This window comes from Streptomyces sp. NPDC032198, from assembly GCF_040636975.1.
Taxonomy (GTDB): Bacteria; Actinomycetota; Actinomycetes; order Streptomycetales; family Streptomycetaceae; genus Streptomyces.
Genome location: NZ_JBEZVL010000006.1, coordinates 1 through 18880, shown reverse-complemented (window position 1 = coordinate 18880; position 18880 = coordinate 1). Strand labels below are relative to the sequence as shown.

At 70.4% G+C, this 18880-nt stretch carries 15 protein-coding genes; 5 read left to right on the top strand and 10 right to left on the bottom strand.

Going from position 1 to position 18880, the window contains the following annotated elements:
- Positions 1-249 precede the first annotated feature (249 nt).
- The gene (locus AB0E78_RS16810; RefSeq protein ID WP_361832861.1) at positions 250-1308 is read right to left on the bottom strand and encodes an NAD(P)-dependent alcohol dehydrogenase; all 1059 of its coding nucleotides are present in this window, start codon (positions 1306-1308) and stop codon (positions 250-252) included.
- Positions 1309-1426: 118 nt separating this feature from the next.
- On the opposite strand from AB0E78_RS16810, the gene AB0E78_RS16805 reads away from it, so the two are divergent.
- Entirely contained in the window at positions 1427-2335 is a 909-nt protein-coding gene (locus AB0E78_RS16805) for a helix-turn-helix transcriptional regulator (protein ID WP_361832859.1), read from the top strand.
- Between the two features lie 35 nt (positions 2336-2370).
- Here the strand turns inward: AB0E78_RS16805 and AB0E78_RS16800 are convergent, their stop codons facing one another.
- From AB0E78_RS16800 to AB0E78_RS16785, 4 genes are all read right to left on the bottom strand, one after another.
- The gene (locus tag AB0E78_RS16800) at positions 2371-3141 is read right to left on the bottom strand and encodes an antibiotic biosynthesis monooxygenase (protein WP_361832857.1); all 771 of its coding nucleotides are present in this window, start codon (positions 3139-3141) and stop codon (positions 2371-2373) included.
- A gap of 230 nt (positions 3142-3371) precedes the next feature.
- Positions 3372-6716 (bottom strand): S8 family peptidase, encoded by a 3345-nt coding sequence (locus AB0E78_RS16795; RefSeq protein WP_361832855.1) that lies wholly within the window; start codon positions 6714-6716, stop codon positions 3372-3374.
- A 219-nt stretch (positions 6717-6935) separates the two neighbouring features.
- Positions 6936-8198: an Ig-like domain-containing protein gene (locus AB0E78_RS16790; RefSeq protein ID WP_361832853.1), complete on the bottom strand. Its 1263-nt coding sequence runs from the start codon at positions 8196-8198 to the stop codon at positions 6936-6938.
- Positions 8199-8449: 251 nt separating this feature from the next.
- Positions 8450-8827 carry a hypothetical protein gene (locus AB0E78_RS16785; protein WP_361832851.1) on the bottom strand — a complete coding sequence of 126 codons (378 nt, stop codon included), beginning with the start codon at positions 8825-8827 and terminating at the stop codon, positions 8450-8452.
- A 110-nt stretch (positions 8828-8937) separates the two neighbouring features.
- On the opposite strand from AB0E78_RS16785, the gene AB0E78_RS16780 reads away from it, so the two are divergent.
- Together AB0E78_RS16780 and AB0E78_RS16775 are read left to right on the top strand one after the other, a co-directional pair.
- A complete protein-coding gene (locus AB0E78_RS16780) occupies positions 8938-9279 on the top strand; it encodes a hypothetical protein (RefSeq protein ID WP_361832849.1) in 342 nt (113 codons plus the stop codon).
- 94 nt (positions 9280-9373) lie between these two features.
- Positions 9374-10162 carry a PepSY domain-containing protein gene (locus tag AB0E78_RS16775; protein WP_361832847.1) on the top strand — a complete coding sequence of 263 codons (789 nt, stop codon included), beginning with the start codon at positions 9374-9376 and terminating at the stop codon, positions 10160-10162.
- An 88-nt stretch (positions 10163-10250) separates the two neighbouring features.
- On the opposite strand, the gene hutH is transcribed toward AB0E78_RS16775, so the two are convergent.
- From hutH to AB0E78_RS16750, 5 genes are all read right to left on the bottom strand, one after another.
- A complete protein-coding gene (hutH, locus tag AB0E78_RS16770; RefSeq protein WP_361833767.1) occupies positions 10251-11789 on the bottom strand; it encodes a histidine ammonia-lyase in 1539 nt (512 codons plus the stop codon).
- A gap of 322 nt (positions 11790-12111) precedes the next feature.
- Positions 12112-13302 carry a diguanylate cyclase gene (locus AB0E78_RS16765; protein ID WP_361832845.1) on the bottom strand — a complete coding sequence of 397 codons (1191 nt, stop codon included), beginning with the start codon at positions 13300-13302 and terminating at the stop codon, positions 12112-12114.
- Between the two features lie 142 nt (positions 13303-13444).
- Positions 13445-14242, bottom strand: coding sequence for an enoyl-CoA hydratase-related protein (locus AB0E78_RS16760; protein WP_361832843.1), 798 nt, complete (start codon positions 14240-14242; stop codon positions 13445-13447).
- A gap of 143 nt (positions 14243-14385) precedes the next feature.
- Positions 14386-15558 (bottom strand): adenylate/guanylate cyclase domain-containing protein, encoded by a 1173-nt coding sequence (locus tag AB0E78_RS16755; RefSeq protein ID WP_361832841.1) that lies wholly within the window; start codon positions 15556-15558, stop codon positions 14386-14388.
- Positions 15559-16002: 444 nt separating this feature from the next.
- Positions 16003-16950, bottom strand: a complete 948-nt coding sequence (locus AB0E78_RS16750) for a biotin--[acetyl-CoA-carboxylase] ligase (protein WP_361832839.1) — start codon at positions 16948-16950, stop codon at positions 16003-16005.
- Positions 16951-17122: 172 nt separating this feature from the next.
- On the opposite strand from AB0E78_RS16750, the gene AB0E78_RS16745 reads away from it, so the two are divergent.
- Complete coding sequence (locus AB0E78_RS16745) at positions 17123-18781, top strand: acyl-CoA carboxylase subunit beta (protein WP_361832837.1); 1659 nt, start codon at positions 17123-17125, stop codon at positions 18779-18781.
- 35 nt (positions 18782-18816) lie between these two features.
- The coding region (locus AB0E78_RS16740; protein ID WP_146065047.1) for an acyl-CoA carboxylase subunit epsilon at positions 18817-18880 on the top strand (64 nt) is incomplete at its 3' end.

Below are 18880 nucleotides of genomic sequence, written 5' to 3'. Positions count from 1 at the left end.
CACACTAGGCACGGCCCGACCGCCCGGCATCGGTCACACGGCCCCCCACCTGGTGCGCAATGCGTCCTAGGCCCGCGGTCCGAGTCGAGTTCCGGCCACACGTCGATGACGCCCGAGACAGCGAGACCCCGAGACAGCGATGACGCCCGGGGCGGCATGGCCTCGGGCGTCATCAAGGGGCGAGGGGCAAGGGGTCAGAGGCAGGGCGCCTCTGACATCAGTGCATCAGTGCATCAGTGCATCAGTGCATCAGATGGTGGCCGCGTCGATCACGAAGCGGTAGCGCACGTCGCTGGCGAGGACGCGCTCGTACGCCTCGTTGATCTGGTCGGCGTCGATCAGCTCGATCTCCGAGCCCAGGCCGTGCTCGGCGCAGAAGTCGAGCATCTCCTGGGTCTCCTGGATGCCGCCGATCATGGAGCCGGCGAGGGTCTTGCCGCCGCCGATCACGGAGAACAGGTTGAGCGAGACCGGCTCCTCGGGGGCGCCGACGTTCACGAAGGCACCCTCCGAGCGCAGCAGGCCCAGGTACTCGTCCAGCGGCAGCGGCGCGGAGACCGTGGAGAGGATCACGTCGAAGGAGCCCGCGAGCTGCTCGAACGTGGCCTCGTCGCTGGTCGCGTAGTAGTGGTCGGCGCCCATCTTCAGGCCGTCGTCCTTCTTGCGCAGGGACTGCGAGAGAACGGTCACTTCGGCGCCCATGGCGTGCGCGATCTTGACGCCCATGTGGCCGAGACCACCCAGGCCCACGACGGCGACCTTCTTGCCGGGGCCCACGTTCCAGCGGTGGAGCGGGGAGTACGTGGTGATGCCCGCGCACAGGAGCGGCGCGGCGACGTCCAGGAAGAGGCCGTCGGGGATGCGGACGGTGAACGCCTCGTCCACGACGACGTGCGAGGAGTAGCCGCCGTAGGTCGGCTCGCCGTCCTTGCCGAGGCCGTTGTACGTCGGCACATTGCCCTTGACGCAGTACTGCTCGAGGCCCGCCTTGCAGTTGTCGCACTCGCGGCAGGAGTCGACCATGCAGCCGACGCCGACGCGGTCGCCGACCGCGAACTTGGTGACGGCGGAGCCGACCTCGGTGACGACACCGGCGATCTCGTGGCCCGGGACCATCGGGAAGATGCCCTCACCCCAGCCGTCGCGAGCCTGGTGGATGTCCGAGTGGCAGATGCCCGCGTACTTGATGTCGATCAGTACGTCGGACGCGCCCACCGGGCGGCGCGGGATGGTGGTCCGCTCCAGGGGGGCCTTGGCGGACGGGGCGGCGTAAGCGGAAACGGTGGTGGTGCTGGTCTGTGCGGTCATGCCCTCAACCGTGCCAGCCATACGGACATCTACCCAGGTCACGGCTCTGCCTACGTCCAGTGGTCCTACTACTGGCGGGGACAGGCTCGTACGCGTACGAGCCTGGATACTGGAAAGCATGGACCAGCCGACCCCCGCCCCCGCCCCCGAGCCCCTCGATGGCCGTGCCGAGCTCAGTGAGTTCCTGCGCACCCGCAGGGCCCGGCTGCAGCCGGAGGACGTCGGGCTGCCGAACTTCGGGCGTCACCGGCGGGTGCCGGGGCTGCGCCGCGAGGAGCTCGCGCAGCTGGCCGGGGTGTCCGTCGCGTACTACACCCGTCTTGAGCAGGGAAACGGCCGCAACGTCTCGGGCGAGGTGCTTGACGCGATCGCCCGTGCCCTGCGCCTCACGGACGCCGAGCACGCCCATCTGACGCATCTGGCGAAGCCGAAACAGCACAAGAAGAAGCGTCCGGCGCGCCCTCAGCGCGTGCGGCCCGCGCTGCTCCAGCTCATGGACGCGATGGACGGCGTGCCCGCCTACGTGGTCGGCCGCCGCTCGGACATCCTCGGCTGGAACCGTATGGCCGCCGCGCTCTTCGGCGACTGGGGCGAGGTGCCGCCGGAGGAGCGGAACTGGGCGCGGATCTGTTTCCTGCGGCCCGATTCACGCGTGCTGTTCCGGGACTGGGAGCAGAAGGCCTCGGACATCGTGAGCTTCCTGCGGATGGACGCGGGCTGCTTCCCCAACGACCCGCTGCTCTCGGCCCTGGTCGGCGAGCTCTCCGTGAAGAGCGAGGAGTTCCGGAGCCTGTGGGCGACGCATGACGTGCGGGAGAAGGGGCACGGCGTCAAGCGCCTGCACCACTCCCTGGTCGGCGATCTGACCCTGTCGTTCGAGACGCTGCGACTGCCGGACGATCACGATCAGTCACTGGTGACGTACCACGCGGAGCCGGATTCGGCCTCGGCCGACGCCCTGCGGCTCCTGGCCAGCTGGGGAGCGGACGCGACACGGACCGGCGCGGCGGGGTCGGGGACGCAGTAGACCCCGCCCTGGACGCCCGCCACACCTTCAGACCCTCAGGGCTGGTACGGGGGCGCGGCGCCCCAGTTCCACAGCGGGACCGGCTGGTCGGTGGGGCGGCTCGCGTCGGGGCCCGAGAAGTAGACCGCGAGGCGGGTGCCCCACTCGACGTAGGCAAGGAAGGCGGAACGGAACTCGGCGTCCGTCGGCAGCCCCGCGTCGTCCGCCGCGTCCTGCATCAGGTTGACCCAGCGGCGGCGCTGCGGCTCGGTGATGCCCTTGCCGAGGTGCTTGCCGACCATGGCGGCGTGCCCGCCGTGCTCCTGGGAGTAGGCGGCCGGGCCGCCGAAGACCTCGCCGAGCCACTGGGCGACGTGCAGGGCGTGCTCGGCGGGCAGGCCCGCGAAGAGCGGGGCGAGGAGGTCGTCCTTGAGGACCTTCTCGTAGAAGATCTCCGTCAGGCGGTCGAAGTTCTCCTCGCCACCCGCCCAGGTGTACAGGGTCGGCGTCGACGCGCCCGTGCCGCGTACGGCGGTGGGTGTGTAGTGGCGCATCTCCTCGATGTTCTCGACGTACGGACGGATCTCCGCGAAGAAGTCACGGAAGAGCTCCGAGCCGCGGAAGCCCTCCAGGTGATCCTTGGTCGACGTCCAGGTGATGCGGAGGATGAAGTGCTCGAAGTCCCCCTCGCAGCGGGTGAGTTCGTAGTCGACGCACTGCGGGGCGGCCGCCAGCGGGACGGCGGCGCGGGTGTACGCGGAGAGGAACTCCGCGGAGCGTTCGGAGGGTATGCGGTAGCGGATGTACTCGACGGTGTGCGCGGTCATGTGACGTCGGCTTCCTCTGCGGTGGGTGCTGCCGGGAGAACCAGCCGCTCTGTGAGCACCTTGTCCGACAACTGGCGGAGCATGGAGGCCAGTTCGCTGTGCGCGTAGGCCTCGGGCCACGGATGTGGCGAGGCGCGGCGCCGACAGACACCGGCGATACGTGATCGCCAGTCCTTTCGGCGCCGCGCCCGGCGGCAACGGCTTACTCGGCGGCTAGCTCATCCGCCTGCCTACTTGCCGTAGTAGGCGTTGTAGATCGACAGCGTCGACTTGTTCCCCTTCTTGTCCGTGATCTTGGCGTGGAAGGAGATGCCCTTGCCCGCGGCCGGGTTCTTGACCTTGATCTTGCCGCCGGAGACGGTGACCTTCTTCCAGGTCTGGCCGTAGTCGTACGAGACATAGGCGGCAAGGGACTTGAGGTTGGCGCCCGCCGCCGCGCCCTGCACCGTCACCGGCACGGACTGGGTCTCGCCGGCCTTGGCCTTGCTGCTCAGGTCGACCGCCGCGGCGAACCGCGCCGTGGAGACCGGCAGCTTCGCGTTGTCGGCCTTCTTGGAGCGGAACGTCCAGCTCGCGTCGATGCGCGTGGAGGCGGCAGCCACCGTGACGCTGCGCTTCACGGACGTCGACAGCTTGTACTCGGCGTCGGCCGCGGGGACCTTGAACGGGACACCGCCGGCCAGCGGGTCCGTGTTCTCGCCGATCTTGGTGGAGCCCTTGTAGAGGGTCGTCTTCACCGACGAGTAGCGCGAGGAGCCCGAGTGCGTCTTGCCGTCGGCGAACAGCGGCAGATAGCCGCTGATCTCGTTGTCCTGACGCCGGACGCCGTACTCGCCGCCGATGCGCGGCCCGAAGACGGCCGTGTTGAACGTCTTCTCGTAGCTCTTGCCCGCCGCGAACGTCTGCGCCGCGCCCAGCGAGTAGGCCGCGTCGACGATCGGCCAGCCATCCGGTTCGACCCCGCCCTGCTGCTCGAAGTCCATGCCCCACTTCACGGCGTCGGCCGTGGACAGGTACAGCGTCCGGGTGCCGGGCAGCTTCTGCGGGATGTTGATCGAGGAGCCGCCCGAACTGCCGGGGAGGTAGCCGAGGGCGCCGATCGTGCCCTTGTTGTCCTTGGCCGCCGCGCCCAGGTCCACCTTCACCGTGGCGAGTTCGGACGCCTTGTAGTGCTTGGTGTAGCCGGTCGCGACCTGCTTGACCTTGCCGCCGGCCACGGTGTCGTACTCGGCGTCGTCACCCTTGAGCCAGTGGCCGTCCCACTGCTGGTGCAGCGAGCCGTCGGTGACCTGCGGGCCCAGGTGCGCGCTCCGGAAGTTGACGTATCCGGCGTCGAGCCACCAGCCGAAGGAGTAGCTGGCGCCGGGCGTGTCCACCGTGTAGTCCGGGGATCCGAAGTGCGGCTTGGCGTCCGCCGACGGCACGGTGATGTCCACCGGCTTCGTGGTGCGGGCGTCCAGCGTCACCGTGGTGTCCTTGGTGATGCTCAGCTTCGGCTGGGCGATCCAGTCGGCGCCCTTGCTGAAGTCCCTCGGGTCGGCGTACATGCTGCTGTTCAGCACGTAACCGCCCTTGGGAACCCGGAGCTTGACCGTGCCGGAGTCGTCGAACGGGTCGAAGGACTTCTCGGTGGCGAGCCCCGAGATGCCCTCCAGGTCCGTGTCGTAGTACTTCGGGGCCTGACCGTCGCGCCCGATGTGCTTGAGCGTCAGCTCGTACGACTCGACCTCGCGCTCGACCGAAGCGGCCGTGCGCACGGACTGCCCGCCGCCGGTCGCCACGACGTACGCGGAATAGGCGCCGTCGACCGTGCCGCCGAGCTTGGTGTCGGTGGTCAGGTCGACCGACGCGGTGCCGCCCGCGGGGACCTTCACCGTCTTCGCGCCGAGCTTGAAGAAGCCCGCGGGAGCCGGGGCGCCCTTGGGGTTCGTGCCCGCGACCGCGAGGTCGAGGGTGACGTCGTCCTTGCCGAGGTTCTTGTAGGTCACCTTCTCCGTGGCCGGCTTGTCGTCGGTGTGCGGCCACTGCTGCATGGCGAAGGAGAGCGACACCGGCTCGGCGATCACCGTCTGCTTGATGGCCTTGTCGACGGCGATGCGTCCCGAACCCTGCTCGAACGGCGTGTACTTGCCGCCCTTCGTGGACGCGGTCAGCGCGCCCTTGAGCTCGGCGTACTTCCAGTCCGGGTGCTGCTGCTTGAGCAGTGCGGCGGCGCCCGCCACGTGCGGGGTGGCCATCGACGTACCGGAGATCGTCAGATAGCCGTCGGGCTCCTGGCCGACCTCCTTGTCGATGACGCTGCCGGGAGCGGCCGCGGCCGTGATGTCCACGCCGGGGGCGGTGACGTCGGGCTTGATGGCGCCGTCGCCGACACGCGGGCCCTGGCTGGAGAAGTCGGCGAGCTTGTCGTCGCCGTCGACCGCTCCGACGGTGAGGGCCGCGTCCGCGCTGCCCGGGGAGCCCACGGAGCCGGGCTCCCCGTCGTTGCCCGCCGCGATCGCGAAGAGGATGCCCTTGTCCGCGGAGAGCTTGTTGACCTCGGCTTCGAGCGGGTCGACACCGGGGGTGTCACCGCCGCCGAGGCTGAGGTTCACGATGTCGGCGCCCTGTTCGGCCGCCCACTCCATGCCCGCGATGATCCCGGAGTCCTCGCCGGAGCCGCCGTCGTCCAGGACCTTGCCGTTCAGGAGCTTGGCGCCGGGCGCCACGCCCTTGAGCTTGCCGCCCGACTTCGCGCCGGTGCCCGCCGCGATGGAGGCGACGTGCGTGCCGTGGCCGTAGTGGTCCTTGGCATCCTCCGCGGGCGTGAAGTTCTTCTCGCCGACGACCTGGTCCTTCAGGTCGACGTGCGTGGCGTCGACGCCGGTGTCCAGGACGGCGACCTTGACGCCCTTGCCGTCGAAGCCGGCCGCCCACGCCTTCGGGGCACCGATCTGCGGCACGCTCTTGTCGAGGCGCGCCTTGCGGACTCCGTCCAGCCATACGCGGCTGACGCCGGACGCCGTGGAGCCGCCCTGGTCCGCGGTCAGCGCGGACCACAGGTCGGTGGCGTCCTGCTTCGGGGTCGTGATGGCGTCGGCGTTGAGGGACTTCAGGGTCCTACGGACCGTGGTGTCACCCGCGGCGCGCACGTCGGACCTGGCCGAGGCAGCCGCTCCCTGGTAGCCGACGATCAGCTTGAGGCCCTTCTTCTGGGCCCTGCGGTTGTCCTTCTTGCTCAGCTCGGTGATGTCGAACAGCCGCTGGTCGAGCTTGCCGGTGGCTATCAGGCGCTGCGCGTCGGCCGGTATCGCGAGCTGGTGACCGCCGACGCGCTTCGTCAGCACGGGTATCCGCTCGCGCCCCTTGGCCCGGTCGAAGCCGGTGACGCGGCCCTTGGAGTCGGCGGTGACGCGGTCGCCGGTGATGAGGGTGATGTGGTGCGTGGTCTGTCCGGCGCTCTCGAGGCCCGCCGGCTGCGCGGCTGCCGCCTGTGCGTCCGGCGACTGCTTCGCCGCCGACGCCGGGCTGGTCATGCCCGCGGCGAGGGCCACGGCCGCCGCTGTGGCGATCGTGGCCCCGTAGGCTCTCTTCACTTTTCTGCGCAAGTCTCCCCCTGGAGGTCAAGGGGCTCTCGCCCCTGAGCCAGGAAGTATTGCTCAGGGTCGAACATCTGCTCAATAGCGCGTCAGAAGTGGCGAGTTGGGCGTGTGGTCACTGAGTGGCGGAGAGTTCGGCGGGATGATGGCTGCGGCCCGCACCCCCGTAGAGGGGTGCGGGCCGCTGCCGTGAAGGTGAAGGGGGTTACCCGGGTCTCAGACCGCGGAACCGGCCTTCCACTGCGCCCAGTCCATGACCCAGCCGTTGAAGCCGTTGTCGGGCTGGACCGTCTTGTCGCCGGTGTTCCGGACGTCCACGACGTCACCGACCATCGAGTTGTCGTAGAACCAGGCGCCCGGGGTGCTCTTGTCGCCCGCGCCCTTGGCGTCCTGGAGGCCGACACAGCCGTGGCTGGTGTTGGCGCCGCCGAAGATGGACTTCGCGCCCCAGTAGTTGCCGTGGATGAACGTGCCCGACTGGGAGAGACGCATGGCGTGCGGCACGTCCTTGATGTCGTACTCGCCCTTGCCGTCGCCGTCCTTGAAGCCGACGGTCGCGCCGTCCATCCGGGTCTCCTTGAACTTCTCGGAGATCACCATCTGGCCCTGATACGTCTTGTTCTCCGGGGAGCCCGCGGAGATCGGGATGGTCTTGACGACCTTGCCGTCCCGCATGACCTTCATCGTCTTCGTCTTGGCGTCGACGACGGAGACCTGGTTACGGCCGATCTTGAACTGGACCGTCTTCTGCTGGACACCGGTGACGCCGTCCGCGCCCTCGACGCCGTCCAGGGCCAGCTTCAAGGTGACCGTGGAGTTGCCCTGCCAGTACTTCTCGGGGCGGAAGTCGATGCGGTTGTTGCCGAACCAGTGGCCGACGACTTCCTGGCCGCTGCTGGACGACACCTTGATGTGGGACTGGACGTCCTTCTTGTTCGTGATCGCCTTGTCGAAGTTGATCGACACCGGCATGCCCACGCCGACCGTGGACCCGTCCTCGGGCGTGAAGTTCCCGATGAAGCTGTTGGCCGGCGAGACCGTCGTGAACTTCGAGTTCTCGTGCGCCTTGCGGCCCTCGGAGTCCGTGGCGGTGGCGGAGATCTTGTAAGTGGTCGCCCGCTCCAGCTGGCCGGTGGGCTTCCAGCTCTTCTTGTCGGCAGCTATCTGCCCCTCGACCGCGGTCCCCTTGTCGGTCGTCATCGTGACGTCCGACAGGGAACCCTTGCTCACCTTGACCGCGGCGGCGCTGTTGATGCTCGCGTTGTCGGAGCCGTCCTTCGGCGCGATCTTGATATCGGCGTCGGACGTCTTCTTGGCGGCTGCTTCGTCGACCTGGTTCTGCGACTCCTTGCCTGCGCCGGCACTGTTCTTGTCGCCGTCGTCGCTGCTGCAGGCCGAGAGCACCAGGACGCCGCCGACCAGAGCGGATACGGCCGCAAGACCCTTGCGCCGTCCGCGCTGTCGCCTACTGTCCGTCATCACACGCTTCTCCATCGTTGCCGAAATCCCCAACACGCCATGAACGCCGGGAGTCCCCGTAATCCCGCATAACGTCCTGCCCGGTTCGTCCCGTTCCACTTCTTCGGAAGATGTGGGGAACACCACGTCCCGCGGTGCGCCAGTGACAGCCGTGCACCCCTGAGACGACGGAACCCCGAGCGGCGGTTGCCGTCCGGGGCTACGGGTTCCGTTTTTTCCGTCCGGTAGACGTACTACTTTCTGTCTACCGCCTACAACCCCCGGCCACCGGCGCCGCCCCCGGCCACAGCCTCGTCGGCCGCACCATCCTCGTCGTCGTCATCATCCTCGTCGGGGTCCCAATCCGGCGAATCGGGGTCGTAGTCGATCTGCTCGCTGCTCCAGGAGGCCTGCGAGAGCTCCACCCCCGGCAGCTGGCTGACCAGGTCGAAGGGATCCACCAGATAGGCGAGCGCCTCCGCGTCGTCCTCCTTGACGGCCGTCTCGGCGTGCAGCCGCTCCTCGGCGGGCATGTGCTCGTCCTCCGCGATGCGGCGCAGGGCGGAGGCCGACAGCTCGCCGGAGTCGTCGACCTCGACCACCAATTCCACGCGGAGCCGTACAAAACGTGATGTCTCAGGTGTGCTCATGAGTCGGAGGGTACGACCCATGACCCCCGCGACTTTCCCGCGACCCGCGCCTTTCATTACCATCGCCCCACACGGCCAATTCGCCAGCGCCACAAGGGGGATCCGATTCCGTGTCCGCACGTCGATCGTTGCTCACCGCCACTGCCGCAGGGGCCCTCCTCGGCGCCCTGTGGTTCGTTCCCTCCGCGAACGCGTCAGCGACGTTCAGATCCCCGGAGGCCCCTGACGCCCCCCGGGTGGTCCACACCGAACAGCGCCGCGCGACGCTGAACTCGGAGCACACCGCCACCACCGCCGCCACCACGGAGGACCGCCTCGCCGACACCGGCGCAGGCGTGGACACGACCCCGTATCTGATCGGCGGAACGGCGTTCCTGGGCCTCGGAGCGGGCTTCGTGGCGTACTCGGTACGCCGGGAACGCCAGGGCCCGGCGTACCGAGGGGCTTACTGAGGTCGCAGTGAGAGGGCTCGCGTGCCGGGCACTCGGGTGACCCTGGCCGCGCGCCGACATGGCCGGATACCGGTCGAGGGCTAGGCATGCGGGTATGAGATTCGAGACCCGGAACAAGAAGACCGGAACACTCCGCGCCCGCCGCCTCCGTCTCGTCGGCGCCCTGTGCGCCGTCGCGGCATCGGCGGCCCTGGTCACCGGCTGCGGGTCGGACAGCGACAAGGCGTCGTCCGCCGAAGCGACCTCAAAAGCGGCGAAGACCATTCCGAAGGAAGCGCCGTCGGAGAGCCCCACGGGCAGCGCGTCCCGCACCCGGGACCAGCAGGAGCGCAAGGATCTGCTCGGCGCCACCAAGGTCACCTACGACAAGGCCGCCGCCACGGCGGTGGACAAGGTCCCGGGCGGCAAGCTGACCGACCTCGACCTGAAGGACGCGGCCGACGTCAAGGACGACAGCGACGATGACGACGACGCGAGCGCAAGTCCGAGTCCCAGTGCCAGGGCCAGTGCCAGCCCGAGCGGCGGCGCGGCCGGCCCGCAGTGGGTCGCCGAGGTCGCCGAGAAGGACGGCACCGTGCACGACGTCCGCATCGACGCCGTCTCCGGCAAGGTGATCAGCTCCGCCCCCGAGAGCGACCAGGACGCCGACGACAAGAAGGAGACGGCCGGCTGGCTCTCCCGCGTCAAGCAGTCGCCCGAGCAGGCGGCCAAGGCCGCCACCGGCAAGAAGAAGGGCACGGTCACCTCCGTCGGCCTGGACGACAAGGACGGCGGCGCCCTCGTCTGGTCCGTCGACGTCGTCACCGGCGACTGGAACAAGACCGACTTCGAGGTCGACGCCGTCAAGGGCACGATCACCCACGAGGAGACCGACCGCGACTGACACCGACCGCGACTGACACGTCGCTCACCACGCAAGAGGGGCGCCGTCACCTGGTGACGGCGCCCCTCTTCGCGCAGAGGTGCGGTGGCTAGGCCAGCGGGCCCGTCACCGGCTCGACCGCGGCGAGCAGCGCGCCCGAGCGCACGAACTCGTCCGCCGCCGCCAGGTCCGGCGCGAGGAAGCGGTCGGGGCCCGGGCCCTGGACGCCCGCCTTGCGGACCGCCTCGATGACCGCCCGCGTGGCGGGGGCCGGCGTGAGGCCCTCGCGGAGTTCGACGGCGCGCGTCGCCGCGTACAGCTCGATCGCGACGATGCGGGTCAGGTTGTCGACCGCGGTGCGCAGCTTGCGGGCCGCGGACCAGCCCATCGAGACGTGGTCCTCCTGCATCGCGGAGGACGGGATCGAGTCGGCCGATGCCGGGACCGCGAGCCGCTTCATCTCACTCACGAGCGCCGCCTGCGTGTACTGGGCGATCATCAGGCCCGAGTCCACGCCCGCGTCGTCCGCGAGGAACGGCGGCAGACCGTGCGAACGGTTCTTGTCGAGCAGCCGGTCCGTGCGGCGCTCGGCGATCGAGCCGAGGTCGGCCGCGGCGATCGCGAGGAAGTCCAGGACGTACGCGACCGGGGCGCCGTGGAAGTTGCCGTTCGACTCGACGCGGCCGTCGGGCAGGACCACGGGATTGTCGACGGCGGCGGCGAGCTCGCGCTCGGCGACCGTACGGGCGTGGGCGAGGGTGTCCCGGCCCGCGCCCGCGACCTGCGGCGCGCACCGCACCGAGTACGCGTCCTGCACGCGCGGCGCGTCGTCCTGGTGGTGGCCGGTCAGGCCCGAACCGGCGAGCACCGCGGCCATGTTGGCGGCGGACGCGCCCTGGCCCGGGTGCGGGCGGATGGCGTGCAGCTCGGGGGCGAGGACCTTGGCGGTGCCGAGGAGCGCCTCGAGGGTGAGGGCCGCGGTGATGTCGGCGGACTTGTAGAGGTCGTCGAGGTCGGCGAGGGCCATCACCAGCATGCCGAGCATGCCGTCGGTGCCGTTCAGGAGGGCGAGGCCCTCCTTCTCGCGCAGCTCGACCGGGGTGATGCCGTGCGCGGCGAGCAGCTCGCCCGCCGGCTTCAGCTCACCGTCGGGGCCCTCCGCGTCACCCTCGCCCATGAGCGTGAGCGCGCAGTGGCTGAGCGGTGCGAGGTCGCCGGAGCAGCCGAGGGAGCCGTACTCGTGGACGACGGGGGTGATCCCCGCGTTGAGTACGTCGGCCATGGTCTGCGCGACCTCGGGGCGTACGCCGGTACGACCGGAGCAGACCGTTTTGAGCCGCAGGAACATCAGCGCACGCACGACCTCGCGCTCCACGCGCGGGCCCATTCCGGCCGCGTGCGAGCGGACGATGTTGCGCTGCAGCTGGGCGCGGAGGTCCGGGCCGATGTGCCGGGTGGCGAGGGCGCCGAAGCCGGTCGAGACGCCGTAGACGGGCTCGGGCTTCGCCGCGAGGGCGTCGACGATCTCGCGGGCGGCGGCAAGGGCGGCCACGGCTTCGGCCGACAGCTCGATGCGGGCGTTGCCGCGTGCGACGGCGATGACGTCCGCCGCGGTTGTCCCGGACGTCCCCAGGACCACGGTGTGCATATCCATATTCAGCAGAGTACGGATTGAATCGCCAGGTGTCACGGGCGGATGCGGTCTTAGCCTCTTACCGAGGGCGGGGTGGGGTGCGGGAGTGCGCCGCTTGGGGGGGGGCGGGGAGCTGCGCGGGGCAAGGGGGCGCGGGAAGTACGCCCCGTAGAGGGCGCGGGGAGTTACGCAGGGCGAGCGGGCGCGGGGAACTTCGCCCCGTAAGGGGCGCGGGGAACTGCGCAAAGCCAGAGGGCGCGGTGGGCTGAGCCCCGTAAGGGGCGCGGGGAACTGCGCGGTCAGCCCCCACCGGCCCGCAGTTTCGTCACCGAGCCGCCTACCCACCCCCCTTGCCCTCCCGGGAGCTCCGCGGCCCCGGCTCGGGGCCCCTCCCCCGGAAGCGGCGCCTCTCGCCCGCCGGGCGCGAGCCCTCCGAGTTCGCCAGGCGCACCACCGGATCGTCCGCGCCCTCGCGCCCCGCGACCACCGGCTTCGGCGCGCGGGCCGCCTTCGCGCGGTACTGGGCCGCGTCCGCGAGGCGGAACAGGCGGCGGGCCGAGCGGACCTCGCCGATCCGGTCCTCCGTGGAGGCGACACCGCACGCGACCCCGTCCCCCAGCTCCAACTCGGCTGCCCGTACGCAGAGTTCGTCCGCCACCCGCACCACCTCATCGGCGGTGGGCCCCACCGAGAGCAGGCAGAACTCGTCACCGCCGAGCCTCGCGGCCAGCGTCCCCGGCAGCATCGCCCCGCACAGGGAGAGCACCGAACCGAAGCGTTCGAGGAGGCGGTCACCGACCGCGTGCCCCTGGGTGTCGTTGACCCACTTGAGACCGTTCACGTCGCAGACGACCAGACTCACCACCGTCCCGTCAGCACGGTGGCGCTCCACCGCCTCCTCAAGACGCAGATCGACCGCACGCCGGTTGGCGAGGCCCGTCAGCGCGTCGGTGAAGGCGAGGCGGCGGGCCTCCTCCAGCCGTTCGGTCTGCGCGATGCCCGCCGCGACGACCGAGGCGAGCACCGTCGCGAAGTCCGCGTCCGCGCGGCCGAAGGGCGGCGCCCCCACCGGACGCGCCACATAGAGCTCGCCCCACGCCCGCCCGTGCAGCACGATCGGCGCCACCACACAGCAGCCGCGGCCGCGCCTGCGCAGGGCGGCGACGCGCTGATGGCAGTAGCCGGGGGCCGTGTTCTCGGCGGGACCGCACGCCGTCTCGACCCAGGCGTGCGGCTCACCGCCGCCCGCCCAGCGCTCATGCAGGAACTCGGTGATCTCCGGGAACTCGTTCACGGGGTACGCCTCGTGCTCCGGGAACTCTTCCTCCCCCTCGACCCGTTCGCCCACGTTCACGAGCACCCTCAGCCGCCCGAGGTCACGCTCCCAGACGGACAGTGCCGCGAAGTTCCCGGACAACGCACGGCACGCGCCCCGGGCAGCCGCCCGCCAGGACTCACGCGGAGTGCGCGCGGCGGCCATCCCCTGCGCCAGCACCACCACGGCCCGTAGCCGGACATCCTCTCCCATCTCCCTAGGCTAGGAGATTAGGGACAATTTGGGCGTTTGGAACATTACGCAGCGTGTGGGGTCACGCACATCCGCCTGGCACAGCTACGCCACCCACGCCCCGGACCCGTACCGCCACTCACTCCCCGCACCCGTCCACCCCTCACTCCCCGGGCCACTGCGGCTTGCGCTTCTCGTTGAACGCCGCGACGCCCTCCGCCCGGTCACCGGAGAAGGCCACCGAGCGCCATGCGGCGTCCTCGACCTCAAGGCCGGCGCGCAGGTCGAGCCCGTGCCCGAGCCGCAGGGCACGCTTGGCGGCGCGCAGCCCGACGGGCGAATTGGCGGCGATCCGCTCGGCGAGCGCGAGCGCTTCCGTACGGTCCTCGCCCTCGCCCACGAGCTGGTCGACGAGCCCCAACTCCCGCGCCTCGCCCGCCTCCACACGACGCGCGCTGAAGATCAGCTCGGCCGCTCGCGCCGCGCCCACCCGGCGCGGCAGCAGCTGCGTACCGCCGCCGCCCGGGATGACGCCGACCGACACCTCGGGGAGCCCGACCACGGCGGTCGGGTCGGCGACGATGAGATCGCAGGCGAGCGCGAGCTCGAAGCCACCGCCGAGCGCGAAGCCGTGCAGGGCCGCGACGGTCGGCATGGGCAGGTCGAGTACGCCGGTGTAGGCGGCCCGCGCCGTGGGCCGTTGGCGCACCAACTCGGCGTCGGAGAAGGAGTTGCGCTCCTTCAGGTCGGCGCCGACGCAGAAGGCACGCTCATGGGTCGAGGTGAGGACCACGACACGGGCGTCGCGGTCCTCCGCGAGGGCGGCGCAGGCGGAGCCGATGGAGCGGGCCATGTCCGTGGACACGGCGTTCATGGCCCCCGGCCGGTCGAGGACGAGCTCGGCGACGTAGGCGTGCCGCCTGACGCTGACGAATTCCCCGAACCGCTGCTCGCCACCCATTGCTTTCCTCCACGTCCGGTTAACGCCCGTTACCGGGCCACCCGCGGATCATGCCACCGCCGTAGGGCAATCGGGCGGGCGGACGAAAAAAATCTGCAGCGAACCGCCGGTACGCGCCTCCCCGCCGGTTCAGCTCCGGCGGTTCAGCTCCGGCGGTTCAGCAGCCAGGGCTCGACGACGCCGAGGCCTCGTACGGGCCGCTGCCACATCGGCTGCAGGGCGAAGCGATAGGAGGGCGGCTCCGCGCCTTCCTTCTCGGCCCGCTCGGCCGCCTCCGCCGCCTCGGTCTCGGAGGCGGGCGCGTCCCCCGTACGCGTCAGTTCCTCCGCGAGCGCGCCGTCCACCAGGACCGCGTCCCGGGGCGCTATCGAGGTGAGGCGGCTCGCGAGGTTCACGGTCGTGCCGAAGACGTCGCCCATCCGCGTGGTGACCGTGCCGAAGGCGATGCCGACGCGCAGTTCGGGCATCGTCTCGTCGTTGGCCATGGTCTCGATCAGCCGCAGGGCGATCTCCGCGGCCACGCCCGCGTTGTCGGCGGCGTACAGCACTTCGTCGCCCAGCGTCTTGATGAGCCTGCCGCCGTGGGCGGCGACGAGGTCGGCCGCCGTGGTCTCGAAGGCCTCGACGAGCTCGCCGAGCTCCTCCTCCTCCATGCGCCGGGTGAGCCGCGTGAAGCCGACGAGGTCGGCGAAGCCGACGGCGAGGCGCCGGTCGACCATTTCCTCGTCGTCAGCGGCCTGCACGACGCGGCCGGTGGCGGCGGCGAGCTGCCGTCGCCACACGTAGACGAGGAACTCCTCCAGCTCGGGCAGGAGCAGCTCTATCAGCGGATACGTGACTTCGGTCCGCGTCATGCCCGGCTCGGGCGGCTCCGTCAGACCCTCCAGGAAGGAGTCGATCTGCCATTCGGCCAGGCGGGCGGTGGTCTGTCCGGTCGACCGGGCCACCTGCACGGCCATGGCCTCGCTGAGCAGGCCCGCTTCCACGAGACCGGCGAGGCGGCGCAGTGCGAGGACGTCCGCCTCGGTCAGGGCCTTGGCCTGGCCCACGTCGGGAAAGCCCATGGCCCGCCAGAAGCGGGAGGCCAGCTCCATGGATACGCCGGCGCTGCGGGCCGCCTGGAACGGGGTGTAGCGGCGGTCCGCGCCGAGGATCAGCCCTTCGAGACGCAGGGCCAGGGGGTCCCTCTCCGGGTCCCCCGGCTTCTCGTCCCCGGAGTCCATCGAGTCGAACGTGTGGCTGACGGACCCAGCGGTGCGTCCGGGCTCACCGTCGGGCGATGCACCCGTGCCGGAGCCCGTGTCGTCGACGGTCACGCCTGCTGCCCTTCCGATCTGCCGCGGTCAGGTATCGACCGGCGCCAACTTTACGGCAGGTGTGCCGCAGCTCACGCCTGGCGGTACGCCTTTGCCTGGCGGGGCGCCTCGATCTGTGGCTCCCCCGTAGCCGCGCCGCCGAACACACCTTCCCCGCCCACCCGCCCCGTTTGCCCCACACCCTCACCTGAACGAACAGCTCCCCCACCCACCGCCCGAGTGCTCCGCACCCACCTCTGCCCGAACAGGCCTTCCCGCCCGATTGCCCGGCAGCACCATCGATCGGCCGCATTCGGCGACGCTCACGAGGCGACGTGCCGGTATGTCCGCCCGGAGCACGGCTCGCGGCGCTCCGGAACCGAAGCACCCCAACCACCGGACGTTAGCGAGGACGGACATGCCGGCGCGGCACCGCACCCCGGGCTCAGGCTCAGGCCCACCCCCCTACGCCCCCCGCAAATGCACAACATCCCCCGCCCCCACAGGCTCCTGCACCCCGTCCCCCGTAGCCAGCACCAGTCGTCCATCGGCGTCCACCGCCACCGCCTCCCCCGTGATCGACCGATCACCCGGCAGCTCCGCGCGGACCTTGCGGCCCAGCGTCGCGCAGCCCGCCGCGTACGTCTCCTGGAGGCGGGAGGCCGACGGGTCGCCCTCTGCCGCGCGCCAGTCCCCGTACCACTGCTCCAGTGACCGCAGCACCGCCCGCAACACCGTGTCCCGGTCCGTCGACGCCGCCCCGGCCAGCGCCAGCGACCCCGCCGTCGGCACCGGCAGCTCCTCCGCCCGCAGGGTCACGTTGATGCCGATGCCGATCACCACGCCCCCGCCGGCCGCGGAGCCGGCCCGCTCGGCCAGGATGCCGCCCGCCTTCCGCTCCTCCCCCGCCACCGTCACCAGCAGGTCGTTCGGCCACTTCAGGGCCGTGTCCACCCCGGCAGCCCGCGAGAGCCCCGTGGCGACAGCGACCCCGGTAAGGAGCGGCAGCCACCCCCACCGTTCGACCGGCACCGCGGCCCCCGGCTTCAGGAGCACGGAGAAGAAGAGACCGGAACGCGCGGGCGCCGACCAGCGGCGGTCGAGGCGCCCACGCCCCGAGCTCTGCTCCTCGGCGACGAGCACCGCCCCCTCGGGCAGCTCGTCCGCGCGGGCGGCCAGATCCGTGTTGGTCGACCCCGTCGCGGGCACCACGTCCAGAGAGGTCCACAGCCCCCCGTCCCGAATGAGCGCACGCCGCAGCGACGCGGCGTTCAGGGGCGGCCGGTCCAGGTCGGACCACCGGCCACCCCCAGGGGTGCCGGAAGCGGGACCAGGAACCGGACCCGACCCTGGACCCGAATCCGGACCCGAAGGAGTCTCTGAAGAGTCGTCTGAAGCATCTCGCGGCGTCATGCAAGCCACCTTAGGTGTGGTAAACGCCGCACTGCCGATCCGTAGGCGCGCCGATACCCTACGAGTCAGTAGCAAGCGATCACCCCCCAGAGCCGCACCTCCGAGCCGCACCCCCAAGCCGCATCCGCAAGCCGCCAGTCGCCCCTTTGAGCAGGCAGGGAGCCGCATCCCTATGTCCGAGCCGGAAGAGCCCAACGTGCCCGTGCCCAGCGCCGCAAGCGATACCGCCGCCACCCCCGACACGGGCGACGCAGGTATCGACATCCATACGACTGCGGGAAAACTCGCTGATCTCCAGCGCCGCATCGAGGAGGCCAAGCACGCCGGTTCGGCTCGCGCGGTCGAGAAGCAGCACGCCAAGGGCAAGTTGACGGCGCGTGAGCGCATCGAACTGCTCCTGGACGAAAGCTCCTTCGTCGAGTTCGACGAGTTCGCCCAGCACCGCTCGACCGACTTCGGCCTGGAGGCCAACCGCCCGTACGGCGACGGAGTCGTGACCGGTTACGGCACCGTCGACGGCCGCCCCGTGGCCGTCTTCTCCCAGGATTTCACCGTCTTCGGCGGTGCACTCGGCGAGGTCTTCGGCCAGAAGATCGTCAAGGTCATGGACTTCGCCCTGAAGACCGGCTGTCCGGTCGTCGGCATCAACGACTCCGGCGGCGCCCGCATCCAGGAGGGCGTCATGGCCCTCGGGATGTACGGGGAGATCTTCCGCAGGAACACCCACGCGTCCGGCGTGATCCCGCAGATCAGCCTGGTCGTCGGCCCGTGCGCGGGCGGTGCGGTCTACTCCCCCGCCATCACCGACTTCACCGTCATGGTCGACCAGACGTCGCACATGTTCATCACCGGACCCGACGTCATCAAGACCGTCACCGGCGAGGACGTCGGCTTCGAGGAGCTCGGCGGTGCCCGCACCCACAACAGCACCTCCGGTGTCGCGCATCACATGGCGGGCGACGAGAAGGACGCGATCGAGTACGTCAAGTCCCTTCTCTCCTACCTGCCTTCGAACAACCTCAGCGAGCCCCCCGCGTTCCCCGAGGACGCGGACCTGGCGCTGACGGACGAGGACCGCGAGCTGGACACGCTGGTCCCGGACAGCGCCAACCAGCCGTACGACATGCACGGCGTGATCGAACACGTCCTGGACGACGCCGAGTTCTTCGAGACGCAGCCGCTGTTCGCGCCGAACATCCTCACCGGCTTCGGCCGGATCGAGGGCCGCCCGGTGGGCATCGTCGCCAACCAGCCGACGCAGTTCGCCGGTTGCCTGAACATCGACGCCTCCGAGAAGGGCGCCCGCTTCGTCCGCACCTGCGACGCGTTCAACGTCCCGGTCATCACCTTCGTCGACGTGCCGGGCTTCCTGCCGGGCGTCGAGCAGGAGCACACGGGCATCATCCGCCGCGGCGCCAAGCTGATCTACGCGTACGCGGAGGCCACGGTCCCGCTCATCACGGTCATCACGCGCAAGGCGTTCGGCGGCGCGTACGACGTCATGGGCTCCAAGCACCTGGGCGCCGACCTCAACCTGGCCTGGCCGACCGCGCAGATCGCGGTGATGGGCGCGCAGGGCGCGGTGAACATCCTGCACCGCAAGACGATCGCGGCGGCCGAGGCCACCGGCGACGTCGAGGCGACCCGGGCCCGGCTGATCCAGGAGTACGAGGACCGTCTCCTCAACCCGTACACGGCCGCCGAGCGCGGCTACATCGACGCCGTGATCATGCCGTCGGAGACCCGCTCCCATCTGGTGCGGGGTCTGCGTCAGCTGCGGACGAAGCGGGAATCCCTGCCCCCGAAGAAGCACGGCAACATCCCCCTCTAGACCGTGCCCCAGCGAGGAGAGCGAGGAGAGCATTCATGATCAAGGTCGTACGGGGCAATCCCACCCCGGAGGAGCTCGCCGCCGCGCTCGCGGTGGTCC